A 17,389-nucleotide genomic window follows, 5' to 3' on the forward strand; every position below is an offset into this window, starting at 1 on the left:
GGCCACGCTCCACTGTAGAGACTGTTGTGACCGACTCCCCGTTCCCGCTTGAACCCACCGCCGCCGAGGCCCAGACCGCCATCGCCGAGGAATTCGGCTTCTTCGGCGACTGGTCCGAGCGCTACCAGTATCTGATCGACCTCGGCCGCAAGCTGCCCGCCTTCCCGGACGAATGGAAGACCGAAGAGCACCGCCTGCTCGGCTGCCAGTCGATGGTCTGGATCGTGCCGGAAGGCAATGCGCAGTCGCTGCGCTTCCACGCCATCAGTGATTCGGCCATCGTTTCCGGCCTGATCTTCCTGGCCCTGCGCGTGTACTCCGGGCGCTCGGCGCAGGAGATCCTGGATACCGAGCCCAGCTACATCCAGGACATCGGCCTGGCCCGCCACCTCTCGCCCACCCGCAGCAACGGCGTGGCGGCGATGCTGGCCTTCATCCGCGAGACCGCGCAGGCCCAGCTGCAGCGCGACCCGTCGTGAGCGAACCCGCCACGGCCGAAGACACCGCGCTGGGGCTGCTGTCCCGGCCCGGTTTCGCCAAGCTGCTGGCCTACCGCATCTTCGCGATGCTGTCCTACCAGGTGGTCGCGGTCACCGTCGGCTGGCACATCTACGAAGTCACCCGCAATCCGTTCTCGCTGGGCCTGGTTGGCCTGGCCGAGGTGCTGCCGTTCTTCTGCGTCGCACCGTTCGCCGGTTATCTGGTCGACCACCTGCCGCGCCGCCGGCTCGGCATGGTCGCCTGCTCCGGGTTGATCGCCACCGCGCTGGTGTTGACCGGCGTGGCCAAGGGCTGGCTGCCGTTCGAAGGCGTGTGGCCGATCTATGCGGCCATTGCGCTGACCGGCATGGTCCGCGCCTTCCTGTCGCCGATCTACAACGCACTGTTCGCCCGCGTGCTGGCCCGTGACCAGTTCGCACGTGGCGCTGGCCTCGGCGCCGTGGTGTTCCAGGCCGGCATGGTGGCCGGTCCGGCATTGGGCGGCGTGCTGGTCGGCTTCGGCGGCAAGGGCCTGTCCTACGCGGTGGCCACGGGCTTCGCGCTGGTGGCGATGGCCTGCCTGGCCACGCTGAAGGTGGAAGAACCGGTGCATACCGGTCCGGCCGCCCCGATCTTCAAGAGCATCGCTGAAGGCGCGCGCTTCGTGGTCGGCAACCGGATCATGGTCGGGGCGATGGCCCTGGACATGTTCTCGGTGCTGCTGGGCGGCGTGGTGGCGATGCTGCCGGCGTTCCTGCACGAGATCCTGCACCACGGTCCGGAAGGCCTGGGCATCCTGCGCGCAATGCCGGCGCTGGGCTCGGTCTGCGTTGGCCTGTGGCTGGCGCGCCACCCGCTGCACCGCAATGCCGGCCGCGTGCTGCTGTTCGCGGTGGCCGGCTTCGGCCTGTGCGTGATCAGCTTCGGGCTGTCGCAGCACTTCTGGCTGTCCGCGCTGATCCTGCTGTTCTATGGGGCCTTCGATGGCGTGTCGGTGGTGATCCGCTCGACCATCCTGCAGCTGGCCACACCGGAAGAAATGCGCGGCCGGGTGTCGTCGATCAACGGCATCTTCATCAGTTCGTCCAACGAACTGGGCGCGTTCTATGCCGGCACGATGGCAAAGCTGCTCGGCCTGGTGCCGGCAGTGGTGCTGGGTGGGTTCGCGGTGCTGAGCGTGGCCGGGATCACGGCGTGGAAGAACCCGACGTTGCGGAAACTGAATCTTCGCGACCTGCAATAGAGCGGATTTCCGCGCGCCCACGCGCCGGTAGCGCCGGGCCATGCCCGGCGGGCTCTTTCCGTGACCGCTGTGGGGTGTCACTTTTCTTTTCGCGCGAAAAGAAAAGTAACCAAAAGAAACGCGCCGCCATCCGCGAGCCGGCGCTGCGCGCCGGTGCCCTGTGCTCCTCGGTGAATCAGGGGACGGCGCCGAACTCGCTGCGCTCAAACAGCGGCGCCTCTTCGCCCCTGATTCCCCTGCGGTGCTCGGCTCGCTACAAGGCGGACCCAACAGCCGCGAGCGCACGCATGACCGCCCTTGGTAGAGCCAAGCCATGCTTGGCTGCTTTTGCTTTTGCTTTTGCTTTTGCTTTTGCTCTTCCTTGCCCTCCGCCTTCGACCCGAGCCGGGCATGGGCTAGGCTTTACAGCAACCGCGCACACAGGCTCCCTCCTATACCCGGAAGGCGCCGTTCTACACAGCCAACCACACCCAACAAAAAACCCGGCCGAGGCCGGGTTTTTCGCATGACCATACAACGATCGGGAATCAGTCGCCCTGCTGCTTCTGCAGGTGCTCCCAGCGCTCCTGGGCGTCGATGGTGCGTTCGGCGGTCAGGCGCGCTTCCAGGCGCTCCAGGCCGATTTCTTCGCCGGTGTCGACGCAGTAACCGTAGTCGCCGGCTTCCAGGCGCTTCAGGGTGCTGTCGATCTTGCCGATCAGCTTGCGGTAGCGATCACGGGTACGCAGTTCCAGCGAGTTCTCGGTCTCGCGGGTCGCGCGCTCGGCTTCGTCGCCGATGTCACGCACTTCCTCGCGCAGGTTCTCGATGGTCTGCTTGGACTCTTCCACCAGGTCCGCGCGCCAGTTCTGCAGGCGCTGACGGAAATACTCCTGCTGCAGCGGGCTCATGTATTCCTCTTCCGAGGACGGCTTGTAGCCAGCCGGCAGGATCGGGCGGCCGGTGGCCTCGTCGGTCTTGTACTCGACCACCTTGTACTTGCTGCGCGGGGCCGGTGCCGCCGAGCGGGCGGCGACGGCCACGGCAACCTTGCCGACAGGGCGCGACACGGTCTTCGGAGCGGAATCGGATTTCACGGCGGTTTTGGCAGGCGATTTCGAAACGGGCACGGGATTCTTGGATTGCGGGGCCTTCGAAGCAGCAGGAGCGGCGGCCGGGGCCGGCTTGGGGGCCGGTTGGGCTGCTGCCACTGCCACGGTCTTGGCCGGGACAGGCTTGGCCGGAGCCGGCTTGGGGGCAGGCTTCGGTGCGGACTTCACTACGGGGGCCGGGGTCGGCTTTGCGGCCGGCGCGGCAACATTCTTGGTGACTTTCTTTACAGCGGCAGGCGTGGCCACCGGTTTAGCCGCAGCAACCTTCTTCGCTGCAGGTTTGGCGACCGGCTTGGCCGCAGCCTTCTTCACCACCGCCTTCGGCGCCGGCTTGGCTGCTGCCTTCTTCGCCACCGGCTTGGCGGCGGCCTTCTTCACCGGCGCGGCCTTGCTGGCGGCTTTCTTCACCACCGGCGCCTTCTTGCTGGCAGCGGCAGGCTTGGCCTTGGCGGGCGCAGCAGCCTTCTTCGCCACCGGCTTGGTTGCCTTGACCGGCGTTTTCTTTGCGGTGGCCTTCCTGGCCGCCGGTTGCGAGGACGCTGCCTTGGTCGCCGGCTTGCTGGCCGGTTTCTTGGCAACGGGCTTTGCCGCCAACTTCTTCACAACAGGCTTGGCGGTTTTCTTGGCGGCCGTTGCGGCCTTCTTTGCAGTTTTTTTAGCAGCCACGAAACGCTCTTCCTTGGATTCCCCGGGGCCCGGGAAAGCGGGCCTTTATAGCCTACCCGACCCGCAGCAGCAACCTCGGCACCCTGCTCCATTCAGTCCTGGAGTCAAGGCGCCCTTGGAGGCAGTCCGACGAACACGGACCGCCTTGCGCGGTACGGAACCTGGCCAGCACCCGAAGGTACTGGTACCGGTCGCAGGCCATCGGCGACATGCGACCAACGGCCCATCCTGCACAAATGCGGCCTTCATGCCAACTGGCATAAGATGACTGGGTGATCTCGCGCCTGCTCATTGCCCTGCTGCGCTTCTACAAGCGCTTCATCAGCCCCCTGCTGGGGCCACGCTGCCGTTTCGTGCCGAGCTGTTCTGAATACGCGATGGACGCCATCTCGCGGCACGGCCCGCTGCGCGGAAGCTGGCTGGCTGCGCGCCGGCTGGGCCGCTGCCACCCGTTCCATCCCGGCGGCTTCGACCCCGTGCCCGAGTCCCCCAACGCCCCCTCTTGCCGTTGCACAGGAAAACACTGACATGTCCTCCACCCTCATCACCAACGCCCGCATGGTCAACGAAGGCCGCACCTTCGACGGCGACCTGCGCATCGAGAACGGCCGCATCGCGCAGATCGGCAACGGGCTGGCGCCGCGCGACGGCGAGCAGGTGGTGGACGCAGCCGGACGCTGGTTGCTTCCGGGCATGATCGACGACCAGGTGCACTTCCGCGAACCGGGCCTGACCCACAAGGGCGACATCGCCAGCGAATCGGCGGCGGCCGTGGCCGGTGGCCTGACCAGCTTCATGGACATGCCCAACACCAACCCGCCGACGCTGGATTCGACCATCCTCGAAGCGAAGTACGAACTGGCGCGCGGTCGCGCCTGGGCCAACTATGGCTTCTACCACGGCGCCAGCAATGACAACCTGGACGCCATCCGTGCGCTGGACCCGAAGAAGGCCCCGGGCGTGAAGGTGTTCATGGGCGCCTCCACCGGCAACATGCTGGTGGACAATCCGGAAACGCTGGACGCGATCTTCCGCGAATGCCCGACGCCGATCATCACGCACTGCGAAGACACGCCGATGATCGACGCCAACCTGAAGGCCTTCCAGGAGAAATACGGCGATGCGCTGACCCCGGACATGCATCCGGACATCCGCTCGCGCGAGGCCTGCATCAAGTCGACCCGCCTGGCGATGTCGCTGGCGCGCAAGCACGGCACCCGCCTGCATGTGCTGCACATCTCCACCGCCGATGAGCTGGCGCTGTTCGAGAAGGGTCCGCTGATCCGCGCCGACGGCAGCCGCAAGCAGATCACCGCCGAAACCTGCGTGCACTTCCTGCACTTCGCGCGTCCGGACTATGCGACCAAGGGCAACCTGATCAAGTGCAACCCGGCGATCAAGGAAGTGTCCGACCGCGAGGCGATCACCGCCGCGCTGGCCGATGACGTGCTGGACGTCCTGGCCACCGACCACGCGCCGCACACCTGGGAAGAGAAGCAGAAGCCCTACGCACAGGCGCCGTCGGGCCTGCCGCTGGTGCAGTACGCGCTGGTGGCCGCGCTGGAACGCGTGCACGAAGGCAAGCTGACCCGCGAGCAGGTGGTGCAGAAGTTCGCGCATGCGCCGGCACAGCTGTTCGACGTGGAAGAACGTGGCTTCCTGCGCGAGGGTTACTTCGCCGACCTGGTGCTGGTCGAGGACGTGCCGTTCACGGTCAAGCGCGAGGACGTGCTGTCCAAGTGCGGCTGGTCGCCGTTTGAAGGCACGACCTTCCGCTCGCGCGTGGCCTCCACCTGGGTCAATGGCCAACTGGTGTGGGACGGCAGCAAACTGGTGGGCGAGCCGGCCGGCCAGCGCATGACCTACGACCGCTGATGCGCTCCGCACTTCTGATCGGGGCGCTGCTGCTGGCCGCGCCCCTGTTCACCGCACCGTCGGCGCAGGCACAGGACGGCATCGGCAGCCTGATCGACAGCCGCGTGGTGTTCCCGGCCAGCGCATCGCAGGGCGCACTGGTGATCGGCAAGGTACCCGCCGGCAGCCGCGTGCAGTACGCCGGCCGCCAACTGCGGGTGAGCGGCTATGGCAGCGTGGTGTTCGGCATCGGCCGCGACGAGAAGGGTCCGCTGCGCGTGCAGGTGCAGCGCCCTGATGGTGGCAGCGAGACCGCGACCATTGCGGTGACCCCGCGCGACTGGCCCACCGAGCGAGTCAACGGCGTGCCGCCGAAGACGGTCAACCCGCCGCCGGCGATTGCCGAGCGGATCAAGCGCGAACAGGCACAGGTGACCGCCGCCCGCGCCCGCGATGACGATCGCACCGACTTCACCCAGACCTTCATCTGGCCGGTGCAGGGCCGCATCAGCGGCCGCTTCGGCAACGCACGCGTGTACAACGGACAGCCCGGCGCAGGTCATTCCGGCATGGACATCGCGGTACCGACCGGCACGCCGGTGAAAGCGCCGGCGGCCGGCATCGTCACCTTCGCCGGCCCCGACCTGTACCTGACCGGCGGCACGCTGCTGCTCGACCACGGTTTCGGTGTCAGCTCCAACTTCCTGCACCTGTCGCGCATCGACGTAAAAGTTGGCGACCGTGTGGAACAGGGCCAGGTGATCGCTGCGGTCGGCGCCACCGGTCGTGCCACCGGCCCGCACCTGCACTGGGGCATGAACTGGTTCGATACCCGTATCGATCCGCTGCTGGTGCTGGAACGCAAATAACGGTCGTGCCGGCCGCTGGCCGGCAACCCCATGATCTTCGCGGCGAATCTGGATGCCGGCCGGCGGCCGGCGCTACCGTGATGTTTCGACGCATGGAAACAAGGAACGTTGCATGCCCGCTACGGGTGATATCCACGTCGTCCACAACGCACGCCTGGGCGCCTACGTGGCCTACCAGCTCACCCACCAGAATACGGAGGACGGCAGCTTCGCCGTCCTTGCACTGGACTGGGTGGGCAGTGCCCTGCCGGATGCCGCCGCCGTTGCAGCCATGCAACCTGCCCGCTTCAGCCCGTTCCGTGCGGCGCCCGCGATCCTGCACCGCTGGGTAGGCAAGCGCGTCCCGCGCGATTTCCGGCAGGTGGGCTGGCGCGAGCCGCTGATCGCCGATCATCCGAAGGCTTACGGCAGCTGGCCGGATGGCGCCGAATGGGTCGGGCAACGCAAGTGGGATGCGCTGGATACCGATGCCTTGCGCGCCTTCCACGCCGCGATGTCCGCGCCGCAAGACCAGAGCGTGGTACTGGAAAGCGATGCCTTTCCGGTGCGTCGCTGTACCCGCCAACTGGACAGCGCGACCCTGAACCGTGCGCCGTCACTGGCTGTATTCGATGCCCTGCCGCTGCTCACGCAGCTGGAGATCAGCACACCGGTGCTGGGCCTGCTGCCGTGGCTGCGTACACGGCCGTTGATCCATACCTTGCAGATCAGTGGCCTGCAGCAGACCGACGTCGATGTGCGAGAAACCCGGCTCCTGCAGATGACCATCGATGTCACCGGCCTGCGCTCGCTCCACCTCAACCCGCAGCTGGATCGCCTGACGCTGATCGGCAGCATCGATCCCGCGCTGATCATCCACGCCGAGGACGAGGGCCGCTGGCTGACCCTCATCAGTACCGATCCGCTGCTGCCAGGCCTGGGCCTGACGCAGCTCGGTGAACTGCAGCTGCGGGAAGTACGTGAACTCGACGCCGCACGCATTGCCCAGCAGTTCCCGCAACTGCAATCGCTCGCGATCAACGGCGCCCCCTGCCTGCTGCATCAGCTGCAGTGCCTCGGCGATCTGCAGCAGCTGCACACCCTCAGCGGCAGCGATCTCTTTCCGCCTGCTGGTTCGGTGTTTCCGGCACCGGAATGCTGGCCGCGCTTGTGCCGGCTGTGGCTGCACAGCTTACCGGCCGATCTTGGCACCGCCATCAGGAAGGCCTACAAGGGCGAGGTGGCAAAAGGCCTGGATCTGGATGTGGGCCAGCTGCGCAAGCCCGAATGGCTGGCCGCAAATCTCGACAACCCCTTCCGCGACTGGGAGGGAAGCACGCACATCAGCACTGCGCAGGCGAAGAAGGCAACCACGCTGTATCGCAAAGCCTGTACGGATGCATTGAAGCTGGCCACCGATGACCGCGCTGCTGCAGAACTGACCGCAGCGCTGGCGCAGATCGGCCGCAACTACACCGAAGGCTTCAACGCACTGGACCGCCGCAGCGGCTTCATCGAAACCGAAGAGCGCGAGCAGATCTACATGGCGTGGATGGGCATCGTCGATGCCGTGGAAGCGGCGCGCGCACCGGGCACTACGCCGCTGCAGCGCGACGTACTGCGCGAAGCAATGAACGAGGTCAGGACGTTCTGAGGCGCCCAGGAAGGGTAGCGCCGGCCGCTGGCCGGCAACCCCATGAATCCTGCATCGCCCTGGCTGTCGGCCAGCGGCCGGCACTACCACGGCAATCGATCAGCCGCGCGCAGCCCACCACACACGCAGCAGGGTGCGTACCGGCGTGGCTTCGATCGGCTTGCCTGCCGCCTGCGCGGCAACGCGTGCACGCGCCAGGCTGGACCACACGCGGCGCGGGCGCGGGCCGGGCACGCGGCTGCCCCAGCCCTTCAACAGATGCTGCGCCCAGCGCTGTGCGGCCGTGCTGGCATCACCGTCCAGCAGGCTACGCGGCACACCGGCTACGCCGGCATCCTGCAGGCGCTGGGCCAGGGTCTGCAGCTGCACCGCACGACCGGCGCCAGTGCGCGGCTTGTCCGCGAACAGGGCTGCCTCCACCGCGGCCACGGCTTCAGCGTAATGGGCCAGCGCACGCTCGGCACCGGCTGCATCCAGCGCGACGGTACGCGCTTCAACCAGATCGGGCAGCGCTTCGGCCAGTTGCGCCCACGGCGCACGCACCGGCTCCAGCAGGCGGCCCAGCGGGTGGCGCGAACGATGCGCGGCCCAGCTGCGCAGCTCCTCGCCCCACCACGCCAGCTTGGCGTCGGCCGGCAACGGGTCGCCGCTGGTGTTGAGCATGTCGTCGAATTCCTGCAGCAGCGCGAACCACGCCACCGCAAGCTCGCGTTGCGATTCGGCCACGAACGGGGCGGCCACCGACCACTCCGGCCAACGGCTGCGCCACTTGTCGAGGAAACTGTCCAGCGCGGTACTGCTCACTACGTGATTCCTTACGGCTGGGCCGGGGCTGCCGGCCGGGTCGGCCAGAGACTGGCCAGTTGCAGAAGTTCGGCGTTCTCGACCAGCACGTCGGCCTGCCAGGCCAGCGGATCGTCGCTGTGCAGGCGGTAGCCCCACAGCGCCGCCACCGACGGCATGGAGGCGGCACGTGCCGCGATGATGTCGCGCTCGTCGTCGCCCACGTACACGCAGTCTTCGGCGGCGATGCCGATGGCTTGTGCGGCGTGCAGCAGCGGCAGCGGATGCGGCTTGCGTTCGGCCAGGCTGTCACCACCGACCAGTACCGCACAGCGCTGCTGCCAGCCGTGCTGCGGCAGGATCAAGCGCGCCAGGTATTCAGGCTTGTTGGTGACAATGCCCCACACCGTACCGGCATCGTCCAACGCGGCGAGCATGCCGGCCACGCCATCGAACAGCACTGCGTGCTGGCCGATCAATGCTTCGTAGCGCTGCAGGAATTCCGGGATCAGCGCGTCACGTGCGGCAACGTCCAGTTCCGGGAACGCAGCCGAGACCATCGCCCGCGAGCCCTTCGACACCACCGGGCGCAGCGCGGCCGGATCGATGGATGCGCGTCCACGCTCGGCCAGCATGGCGTCGCAGGTGGCGACAAAGTCCGGTGCGCTGTCCAGCAGGGTGCCGTCCAGGTCGAACAGCACCGCGCGCGGGAAGCGGGCCGCGGTCATGCCGGCTTGACCGCGTAGGCCAGGTAGTTGATGTCGGTACGGCTGCTCAGGCGGGCCTGGTTGCGCCACGGCTCGTAGGCCATGCCGCTGACATCCACCAGCTGCAGGTCGGCCTCGCGCAACCAGCGCGCCAGCTCGGCAGGCTTGATGAATTCCTGGTAGTGGTGCGTGCCCTTGGGCAGCAGCCGCGCCACGTACTCGGCGCCGACGATCGCCACCGCGAAGGCGGCGGCGGTGCGGTTGATGGTCGACAGGAACAGGTGGCCGCCCGGCTTCAGCAGGCGCTTGCAGGCCTCGATGATCGCGCCCGGGTCGGGCACGTGCTCGAGCATTTCCATGCAGGTGACCACATCGAAGCTGCCCGGCTGCTCGGCGGCCAGATCTTCGGCAGCCTGCACCCGGTAATCGACCTTGGCGCCGCTTTCCAGCGCATGCAGGCGCGCGACCTTGACCAGTTCCGGGGCCAGGTCGATGGCGGTGACGTCAGCACCGGCCTGGGCCAGCGCTTCACTCAACAGGCCGCCACCACAACCGATGTCGAGCACGCGCGCACCGCGCAGCGGCACGCGATCGGCCACGTACTGCAGGCGCACCGGGTTCAGCGCATGCAGCGGCTTCTGCGGGCCGTCAGCGTCCCACCAGCGGTTGGCCAGCGCGGCGAACTTGTCCAGCTCGGCCTGATCGAAATTGGAGGAAGCGTGGGGGGCAGTCATGAGGGGTCCTTGCGGCGCCGGGGTTCAGGCGCGGATATGACGGATGCGCTCGCGCCACTGGCGCGCGTTGGCGATGATGCCCGGCAGGTCCATGCCGACCAGCTCGCGCTGCACCAGCTTCGGCTTGCCGGCAATCCAGACGTCGCTGACCTGCTGGCGGCCGGTGGCGTACACCAGCTGCGACAGGACGTTGTGCAGCGGCTGGGTTTCCAGCGCGGACAGGTCGACGCAGACCAGATCGGCCTGCTTGCCGACTTCGATGGAACCGATGCGGTCGCCGAAGCCCAGTGCGCGGGCGCCACCCAGGGTGGAGGCGCGCAGCGTGGTCGCCGCATCGAGCGCGGTCGCATCGTCGGCCACGGCCTTGGCCAGGATCGCCGCGGTGCGGTTCTCGCTGAACATGTCCAGGTCGTTGTTGCTGGCGCAGCCATCGGTGCCGATGGCCAGGTTCACGCCGGCACGCTGCAGGGCGCAGGCCGGGCAGAAACCGGAGGCCAGCTTCAGGTTCGATTCCGGGCAATGCACCACGCTGACGCCACGTTCGGCGCACAGGTGGATTTCCGCATCGGTCAGCTGGGTCATGTGCACCGCGATCAGGCGGTCGTTGACCAGGCCGAGCCGATCCAGCCGCGCCAGCGGGCGCTGGCCGTGCAGCTTGATCGAATCGTTGATCTCCTGCGCGGTCTCGTGGGTGTGCAGGTGCACCTGCATGTCGAGCTGGTCGGACAGCATCCGCACCCGCTCGAAGTTGGCATCGTTGACCGTGTAGGGCGCATGCGGCGCGAACGCGGTGCCGATCAGCGGATCGGTGCGCCACTGGTCGTGCAGTTCACCGGCCTTGGCGAAGTATTCGTCATCGGTCTTGGCCCAGGCGGTGGGGAAATCGATGATGACCGCGCCCACCAGCGCGCGGAAACCGTGCTTCTTGTAGACCGCGGCCTGCACGTCGCCGAAGAAGTAGTTCTCGTTGGCACAGGTGGTACCGCCGCGCAGCATCTCGGCGATGGCCAGGGTGGTGCCGTCGGCAACGAATTCGGGGCCGATCACCGCCGCTTCCACCGGCCAGATGTGCTGCTGCAGCCAGGTCATCAGCGGCAGGTCGTCGGCGACGCCACGCAGCAGCGTCATCGGGTTGTGCGTGTGCGCGTTGACCAGGCCCGGCATCAGCGCAGCCTCGGGGCGACTGACCACCTGGGTGGCGCGGAACCGCGCGCGCGCCTCGGCACGCGGCAGGATGGCCACGATTTCACTGCCACGCACGGCAACGGCATGGTCTTCCAGCACCACCGCATGCGGCTCGATCGGAACGACATAACCGGCTTCGATGAGCAGGTCGCAGGCTTCGGGGAGGTGCGGGCTATCGCTCATGCGGGCTCACTGGCTGGGGGGCGAGATACTTCTGGGGGACACGCCCCTGAGTCAGGGGCTGCCGCGAAGCGGCGGGGTCTGGAGACTCGTGAAGCGGGGCCCATGATCTGCCGAAGCAGATCATGGGAGCGCCAGCGCGAATGCGATGGCGCGTACCCGGCCAGCGGCCGGCACTACCATGATCCGGCTGCGCCGGATTACTTGACGCGTGCGGAGTATTCGCCCGAACGGGTGTCGACGCGGATCACTTCTTCCTGGTTCACGAACAGCGGCACGCGGACCACGGCGCCGGTTTCCAGGGTTGCCGGCTTGCCGCCGCCGCCCGAGGTGTCGCCACGGACGCCCGGATCGGTTTCGGTGATCTTCAGTTCAACGAAGTTCGGCGGCTGCACGAAGATCGGCTCACCGTTCCACAGGGTGACCACGCAGGACTCTTCGCCCTTCAGCCACTTCTCGGCGCCGCCCATGCCGGCCTTGGTGGCCTGGACCTGCTCGAAGGATTCCGGGTCCATGAAGTGCCAGTACTCGCCGTCGCTGTACATGAAGTTCATGTCGGTATCGACGACGTCGGCTGCATCCAGCGAGTCGGTCGACTTCATGGTGACTTCCTGGGTACGGCCGTCCTTGATCAGGCGGTACTTCACGCGGGTGAAGGCCTGGCCCTTGCCCGGCTTGACGTATTCGGTGTCGATGATGACGGCCGGTTGGTTGTTGACCAGGATCTTCATCCCGTTCTTGACGTCGTTCATGCCGTAGCTGGCCATGCGTAAACTCCTGAGTGGCAAAAACGCCGCGGGTGCGGCGAGCCGTTAGAATGGAAAGCCCACCGGATGCCGGTGGGCGACTGTTTTTCTGCCCCCATGATAACCGCAGGCCCCCTCTCCATGCAGCTTTCCGCCTTCCCACGGCCCCAGTCGCCAGGTGCGCCCGCGCGCTGGCAGCAGCTCTGGCGCCAGGCGCTGCGCGACCCGCACGCCCTGCTGGCCCGGCTGCAGCTGGACCCGGCCGCGCTGGGTGTCTCGGAGGCGGCCATGGCCCAGTTCGCGCTGCGCGTGCCGGAGGGCTTCGTGGCCCGCATGCGCCCCGGCGATGCGGCCGACCCGCTGCTGCGCCAGGTGCTGCCGATCGACGAGGAAATGCACCCGGCGCCCGGGTTCAGCTTCGATGCGGTGGGCGATGGCGCCGCCAAGAAGGCCACCGGCGTCATCCAGAAGTACCGTGGCCGCGCCCTGCTGGTCGCCACCGGCAGCTGCGCGATCAACTGCCGCTACTGTTTCCGCCGCCACTTCGACTATGGCGCGGAGAACGCCGCCAAGGGGGGATGGCAGGAGGCCGTAGCCGCCATCGCCGCCGACCCGGACATCGACGAGGTGATCCTGTCCGGCGGTGACCCGCTGTCGCTGGCCACGCACAAGCTGGTGGAACTGACCGACGCCCTGCGCCAGATACCGCACATCCGCCGCCTGCGCATCCATACCCGACTGCCGATCGTGCTGCCGGAGCGCGTGGACGATGAACTGGTCTCCTGGCTGGGCAGCCTGCCCTGGCCGCTGGCGATCGTGGTCCACGCCAATCACGCCAATGAATTCGACGCCAGCGTGGACGCGGCCATGGCGCGCCTGCGTAGCACCGGTGCGCAACTGCTGAACCAGGCGGTGTTGCTGCGCGGGGTCAACGACAGCGTGCAGGCCCTGCAGGACCTGAGCGAGCGCAGCTTTGCTGCTGGCGTGCTGCCCTATTACCTGCACCAGCTGGACCGGGTCGAGGGCGTGGCCCATTTCGAAGTGGACGACACCCAGGCCAAGGCGCTGATTGCCGGCCTGACCGCACGCCTGTCCGGCTACCTGATCCCCAAGCTGGTGCGCGAACTGCCCGGCGACCCAAGCAAGCGCCCGCTGTAACAAAAAAGGGACGGAGGGAATTAAGTCGCTTATGCATTTGCGACTTAATTCCCTCCGTCCCCTTTTTTGGGGTCAGACGCCCGATTCGATCATCCGCACCACTTCGGTGGCGGTCACCGGGTGGCTCAGCCAGTAGCCCTGGCCAAGGTCGCAGCCGCGCTGCGCCAACAGCTCGAACTGTGCCTGCTGCTCGATGCCCTCGGCCACCACGGTGATGCCCAGCGCGTGGGCCATGGCGATGATCGCCGTGGTCAGCGCAAGGTCGTCGGGATCGCGCTGCATGTCGGCAACGAAGCTCTTGTCGATCTTCACGCCGTCCACGGGCACCTGGCGCAGATGACTGAGCCCGGAGAAGCCCGTACCGAAATCGTCCAGCCACACCTTCACGCCGGTGCGGTGCAGCTTGTCCAGCAGCTGCGCGGCAACCATCTCGTCGCCGATCACGGCGGTTTCGGTCAGCTCCAGGTGCAGGCGCGACGCCGGCAGCCCGGACTCATGCAGGCACTGCGCGACCAGTGCCGGCAGTTCGCCGCCACGCAGCTGCCGCGGTGACACGTTGACCGACACGAACAGATCATCGCCCGCTGCCCCGCGCGGCCACTGCGAGGCTTCCATGCAGGCCGCACGCAGCACCTTCGGGCCGATGATCTCGATCAGGCCACTCTGCTCGGCCACCTCGATGAACACCGAGGGCGGGATCGTGCCCAGGGTCGGATGCTGCCAGCGCAGCAGTACTTCAACACCGACCATGCGGCGGTCGCGCATGCGGAAGATCGGCTGGTAGGCCAGGCGCAGCTCACCGCGCTCCCAGGCGCCGCGCAGCTCCTGTTCCATATGCACGCGACGCTCGACCGCATGGTCCATCGCCCGGCTGTAATAGCGATAGCAGTTCTTGCCGGCCATCTTCGCCTGGTACATGGCGATGTCGCCGTTCTTCAGCAGCGTGGTCGCATCAGCAGCATCGTCGGGGAACAGGGTCACGCCGATCGAGGTGCCCAGGAACAGTTCCCTGCCCTGCACCACCAGCGGCTTGCCCAGCTCGCGCACCAGCACTTCGGCCAGCAACCGCGCGTTGGCGGCCACATCACCATCGCCGACCAGGATCACGAACTCGTCGCCGCCGAAGCGGGCCAGCAGGGCTTCATCGCCCCCGGCCTCGGTGACCGCGCGGCCGATACGCTGGGCGAACTGCAGCAATGCCTCATCGCCGGCCTCGTGGCCAAGGGTGTCATTGACCCGCTTGAAATCGTCGATATCGGCGAACAGAAGGCCCAGCCGGTGATTGGCGGCACGGGCCGCCATCAACCGATGATCAAGCGCCTCGCGGAATGCCAGCCGGTTGGTCAGCCCGGTCAGCGCGTCGGTATAGGCCATGCGCCGCACTTCGCGGTCATGGCGTGCGATCGCATCGCGCATCCGGGCGAAACCGCGGACCAGTTCGCCGACCTCGTCGTCGCGGGTGTTCTCGGCCAGGGGTGTCTGGTAGTCACCGGCCTCGATGCGGCGGGCGGCGACGGCAAGATCACGGATCGGCGCGACCAGGGTGCGCTGCACGTACAGGATCACCACCACGCCGATCACCACCAGCAGGCCCAGCATCAGCAGCAGCCAGCCCAGGTGACGGCTGCCAACCTGCTGCAGGCGCTCGCCCAGGGTGGCGTTGGCCGCCTGCTCGCGCTGCTGCACCTCATCCAGCGCCATGCCGACCCGGACGCCGCCAATGCGCTGGTTGCCGATCATGATCGGCATGGCGTTGTCGAGCACCTTCGGCGATTCCTGCACGACCAGCATCTGGGCGGCCGCGGCCTTGGGTGCCAGTGGATCGGCCATCGGCTGACCGAATCCAGACACCTCGACCGAGCCATCGTGTACCAGCCGGCCGCGTTCATCGAACACCAGTACATAGCGCACCACGGGCTGGCGCGCGGTACTGCGCACCAGTACGCCCACCTGGTCCAGGTCACGGTAGTACAACGGGTTGGCCAGCGCGTCGGACAGCTCACGCGCCATCGCCTCGCCGCGGCTGCGCACGCTGCGGTCGAACAATTCATGGATGACGCCGCCGCTGAGGTTGCGCACCTCGCCCTGCATCGCGGCCTGCCGCCCCAACAACACCGCAAGGATCGCGATCACCACGACCATCGCCCCGCCCATCGCGAGCAGGAACCGGGCCTGCATCCCCGAGCCAAGCCACTTCATTCCACTTCCATCCGCACGCGCGTCAATCCTTGTTTCAATTCATCCAACCGCTGCTGCGCATGCGCATCGACGCGGTGGAACCCGGAAGTGCCAAAAAACCGATGCAGCGCCCCCTGTGCCTGCGGGTCGCTGGCCGCCTGCAGCAGTACTTCCTGCAGGCGATCGCGCACGCGTGGATCAAGGTCGGCGCGGACCATCTCCACCGCACGCGGGTAGGGCTCGGTGCGCAGCAGCTCGCGGAAGTCGCGCCGGAACGCTGCCGGCATCCGCCGCTCGTCGTTCCAGTCCACGCTGCTCACCGCCCCCACGTCAACCACCCCCTTGTGCACGAACGTCGCGATGTTCAGCTCGCTGCGTGCAAACACGTAACCCACACTGTCCCGGCCCGGCATGTCCCATGCACCGGCCAGGATCTGGGGCGACAGGCCCTCCTGCAGCAACGTCATCACCGGCACCAGATAGGCACTGGTGGACGCCGTGTTCTGCAGGGCCAGGCGATGGCCCCGCAGATCCTGCACGCGCTGGATCGGGCTGTCGCGGCGCACGAAGAACACCGTCTGGTAATCACGCACGCCGTTGCGCTCGGTCAGCAGCAGTGGACGGGCGCCACTGCGCTGGCCCAGCGCCACCGCCGTACCGGAGGTTTCCGTGACCCAGTCGACCCTGCCCCGCCGCAGATAGCTGGCCATCTGCTGCGGGTCGCGTGCCATCAGGATCCTCCCCTCCTTGATGCCAACGTCCTGCATGCGCGCCACCACGTAGTCCAGCAATGGTTGCAGCTGCTCGTAATGGGCCTTGGGATCATCGCTGATCCGGCCCAGCACCAGCACCGGGTCCGGTGCTGCACGCACCGTCCCGGCCAGCAGGACCATGGCCAGGCTCAGCAGTCCCCCCTGCATTGCCTTTCGCAGACCCGACACAGGCTTCATCCCCCCTGGGTATCCAGACAGACTACCCGAAAAAATGAGAACGTCGTCAGCTGTCCTTGCCGCCTGCCTGGGCCAGTCGCGCCATGCGCTGGGTGTCGGCGAGGATGCCGCGCAGCAGGCGCACTTCCTGCTCGCTCGGCTCACTGCGCAGGAACAGGCGGCGCAGCTTGCGCATCGCCGATTCCGGGGCGCGGCCCTTGTGGAAATCGATCTCGTCCAGCGTGTCGCCAAGCTGGGCGAAGAAGCTCTCCATCTGCTCGTGGCTGGCCGCCTGTTCGCGGAAGCCAGGCTCGGCATCGGTGGCCGGCTGCGCGCCCAGCAGCTGCATGCGCGTTTCATAGGCCAGCACCTGCACGGCGGCAGCCAGGTTGAGCGAGCTGAACTCCGGGTCGGACGGGATGTGCACCGCTGCATGGCAGAGCTGCAGTTCCTCGTTGGTCAGGCCGGTGCGCTCACGGCCGAACACCAGCGCCACCTCGGCGCCCTCGCCGGCCTTGGCCACCGCGCGGGCAGCGGCATCGGCGGGCAGGTACTCCTCCAGCTGGACGCGGCGTGCACGGGCGGTGCAGCCCAGTACCAGGCGGCAATCGGCCACCGCCTCGGCCAGGGTGGCCACCACCGGGGCATCCCCCAGCACGTCTTCGGCACCGGCCGAGCGGCGGAAGGCCTCCTCGTCCAGTGGCTTTTCGGGGGCAACCAGCACCAGGCGGGCCAGGCCCATGGTCTTCAGGGCGCGGGCGGCGGCGCCCATGTTGCCGGGGTGCTGGGTACCGACCAGGACGAATCGGAGGCGGGTGGCGGCAGGAAACTGGGACATGAACAGGGAAAAGGTCGAGCTGGACGATGACCAATGGTAAACTGTGCGGCCGGCCACTGCGCCGGACCCGCTCTTTTCCCCCGCCAGTCCATCTCTTCTGCCTTTCCGGGAGCCC

16 protein-coding genes are annotated in these 17,389 nt (G+C 67.3%); 7 read left to right on the forward strand and 9 right to left on the reverse strand.

What is annotated here, in order from left to right:
• The first annotated feature begins 26 nt into the window (after positions 1-26).
• A complete protein-coding gene (locus ACSYAO_RS15015; protein WP_005410372.1) occupies positions 27-479 on the forward strand; it encodes a SufE family protein in 453 nt (150 codons plus the stop codon).
• Entirely contained in the window at positions 476-1,723 is a 1,248-nt protein-coding gene (locus ACSYAO_RS15020) for an MFS transporter (RefSeq protein ID WP_032129395.1), read from the forward strand. The genes ACSYAO_RS15015 and ACSYAO_RS15020 overlap by 4 nt, the downstream gene beginning before the upstream one ends.
• A gap of 527 nt (positions 1,724-2,250) precedes the next feature.
• Here ACSYAO_RS15020 and dksA read toward each other — a convergent pair.
• Complete coding sequence (gene dksA / locus ACSYAO_RS15025; protein ID WP_049401259.1) at positions 2,251-3,480, reverse strand: RNA polymerase-binding protein DksA; 1,230 nt, start codon at positions 3,478-3,480, stop codon at positions 2,251-2,253.
• 272 nt (positions 3,481-3,752) lie between these two features.
• On the opposite strand from dksA, the gene yidD reads away from it, so the two are divergent.
• From yidD to ACSYAO_RS15045, 4 genes are all read left to right on the forward strand, one after another.
• Complete coding sequence (yidD, locus tag ACSYAO_RS15030) at positions 3,753-4,007, forward strand: membrane protein insertion efficiency factor YidD (protein WP_014037867.1); 255 nt, start codon at positions 3,753-3,755, stop codon at positions 4,005-4,007.
• A 1-nt stretch (position 4,008) separates the two neighbouring features.
• Positions 4,009-5,355, forward strand: a complete 1,347-nt coding sequence (locus tag ACSYAO_RS15035) for a dihydroorotase (protein WP_010486624.1) — start codon at positions 4,009-4,011, stop codon at positions 5,353-5,355.
• Complete coding sequence (locus ACSYAO_RS15040; RefSeq protein WP_049401255.1) at positions 5,355-6,203, forward strand: M23 family metallopeptidase; 849 nt, start codon at positions 5,355-5,357, stop codon at positions 6,201-6,203. Before ACSYAO_RS15035 ends, ACSYAO_RS15040 begins: the two co-directional genes overlap by 1 nt.
• A gap of 112 nt (positions 6,204-6,315) precedes the next feature.
• Complete coding sequence (locus tag ACSYAO_RS15045) at positions 6,316-7,836, forward strand: gliding motility protein (protein ID WP_149909170.1); 1,521 nt, start codon at positions 6,316-6,318, stop codon at positions 7,834-7,836.
• Positions 7,837-7,935: 99 nt separating this feature from the next.
• On the opposite strand, the gene ACSYAO_RS15050 is transcribed toward ACSYAO_RS15045, so the two are convergent.
• From ACSYAO_RS15050 to efp, 5 genes are all read right to left on the reverse strand, one after another.
• The gene (locus tag ACSYAO_RS15050; protein ID WP_071229708.1) at positions 7,936-8,640 is read right to left on the reverse strand and encodes a squalene/phytoene synthase family protein; all 705 of its coding nucleotides are present in this window, start codon (positions 8,638-8,640) and stop codon (positions 7,936-7,938) included.
• Positions 8,641-8,651: 11 nt separating this feature from the next.
• Entirely contained in the window at positions 8,652-9,347 is a 696-nt protein-coding gene (locus ACSYAO_RS15055) for a phosphoglycolate phosphatase (RefSeq protein ID WP_049423925.1), read from the reverse strand.
• Complete coding sequence (gene ubiG / locus ACSYAO_RS15060) at positions 9,344-10,060, reverse strand: bifunctional 2-polyprenyl-6-hydroxyphenol methylase/3-demethylubiquinol 3-O-methyltransferase UbiG (protein ID WP_049460739.1); 717 nt, start codon at positions 10,058-10,060, stop codon at positions 9,344-9,346. Before ubiG ends, ACSYAO_RS15055 begins: the two co-directional genes overlap by 4 nt.
• Positions 10,061-10,084: 24 nt before the next feature.
• Positions 10,085-11,428: a TRZ/ATZ family hydrolase gene (locus ACSYAO_RS15065; RefSeq protein ID WP_014037873.1), complete on the reverse strand. Its 1,344-nt coding sequence runs from the start codon at positions 11,426-11,428 to the stop codon at positions 10,085-10,087.
• A 197-nt stretch (positions 11,429-11,625) separates the two neighbouring features.
• Positions 11,626-12,192 (reverse strand): elongation factor P, encoded by a 567-nt coding sequence (efp, locus tag ACSYAO_RS15070; RefSeq protein WP_014037874.1) that lies wholly within the window; start codon positions 12,190-12,192, stop codon positions 11,626-11,628.
• A 120-nt stretch (positions 12,193-12,312) separates the two neighbouring features.
• On the opposite strand from efp, the gene epmB reads away from it, so the two are divergent.
• Positions 12,313-13,329: an EF-P beta-lysylation protein EpmB gene (gene epmB, locus ACSYAO_RS15075; RefSeq protein WP_049460740.1), complete on the forward strand. Its 1,017-nt coding sequence runs from the start codon at positions 12,313-12,315 to the stop codon at positions 13,327-13,329.
• A gap of 72 nt (positions 13,330-13,401) precedes the next feature.
• Here epmB and ACSYAO_RS15080 read toward each other — a convergent pair whose 3' ends face one another.
• From ACSYAO_RS15080 to ACSYAO_RS15090, 3 genes are all read right to left on the reverse strand, one after another.
• Positions 13,402-15,528 carry a putative bifunctional diguanylate cyclase/phosphodiesterase gene (locus ACSYAO_RS15080; protein WP_049460742.1) on the reverse strand — a complete coding sequence of 709 codons (2,127 nt, stop codon included), beginning with the start codon at positions 15,526-15,528 and terminating at the stop codon, positions 13,402-13,404.
• A complete protein-coding gene (locus ACSYAO_RS15085) occupies positions 15,525-16,427 on the reverse strand; it encodes a phosphate/phosphite/phosphonate ABC transporter substrate-binding protein (protein ID WP_223224712.1) in 903 nt (300 codons plus the stop codon). Before ACSYAO_RS15085 ends, ACSYAO_RS15080 begins: the two co-directional genes overlap by 4 nt.
• Positions 16,428-16,503: 76 nt before the next feature.
• A complete protein-coding gene (locus ACSYAO_RS15090; protein ID WP_049423915.1) occupies positions 16,504-17,274 on the reverse strand; it encodes an RNA methyltransferase in 771 nt (256 codons plus the stop codon).
• Positions 17,275-17,389: the final 115 nt, after the last annotated feature.

The organism is Stenotrophomonas sp. STK16_22 (assembly GCF_051984505.1).
Classification (GTDB): Bacteria; Pseudomonadota; Gammaproteobacteria; order Xanthomonadales; family Xanthomonadaceae; genus Stenotrophomonas; species Stenotrophomonas maltophilia_A.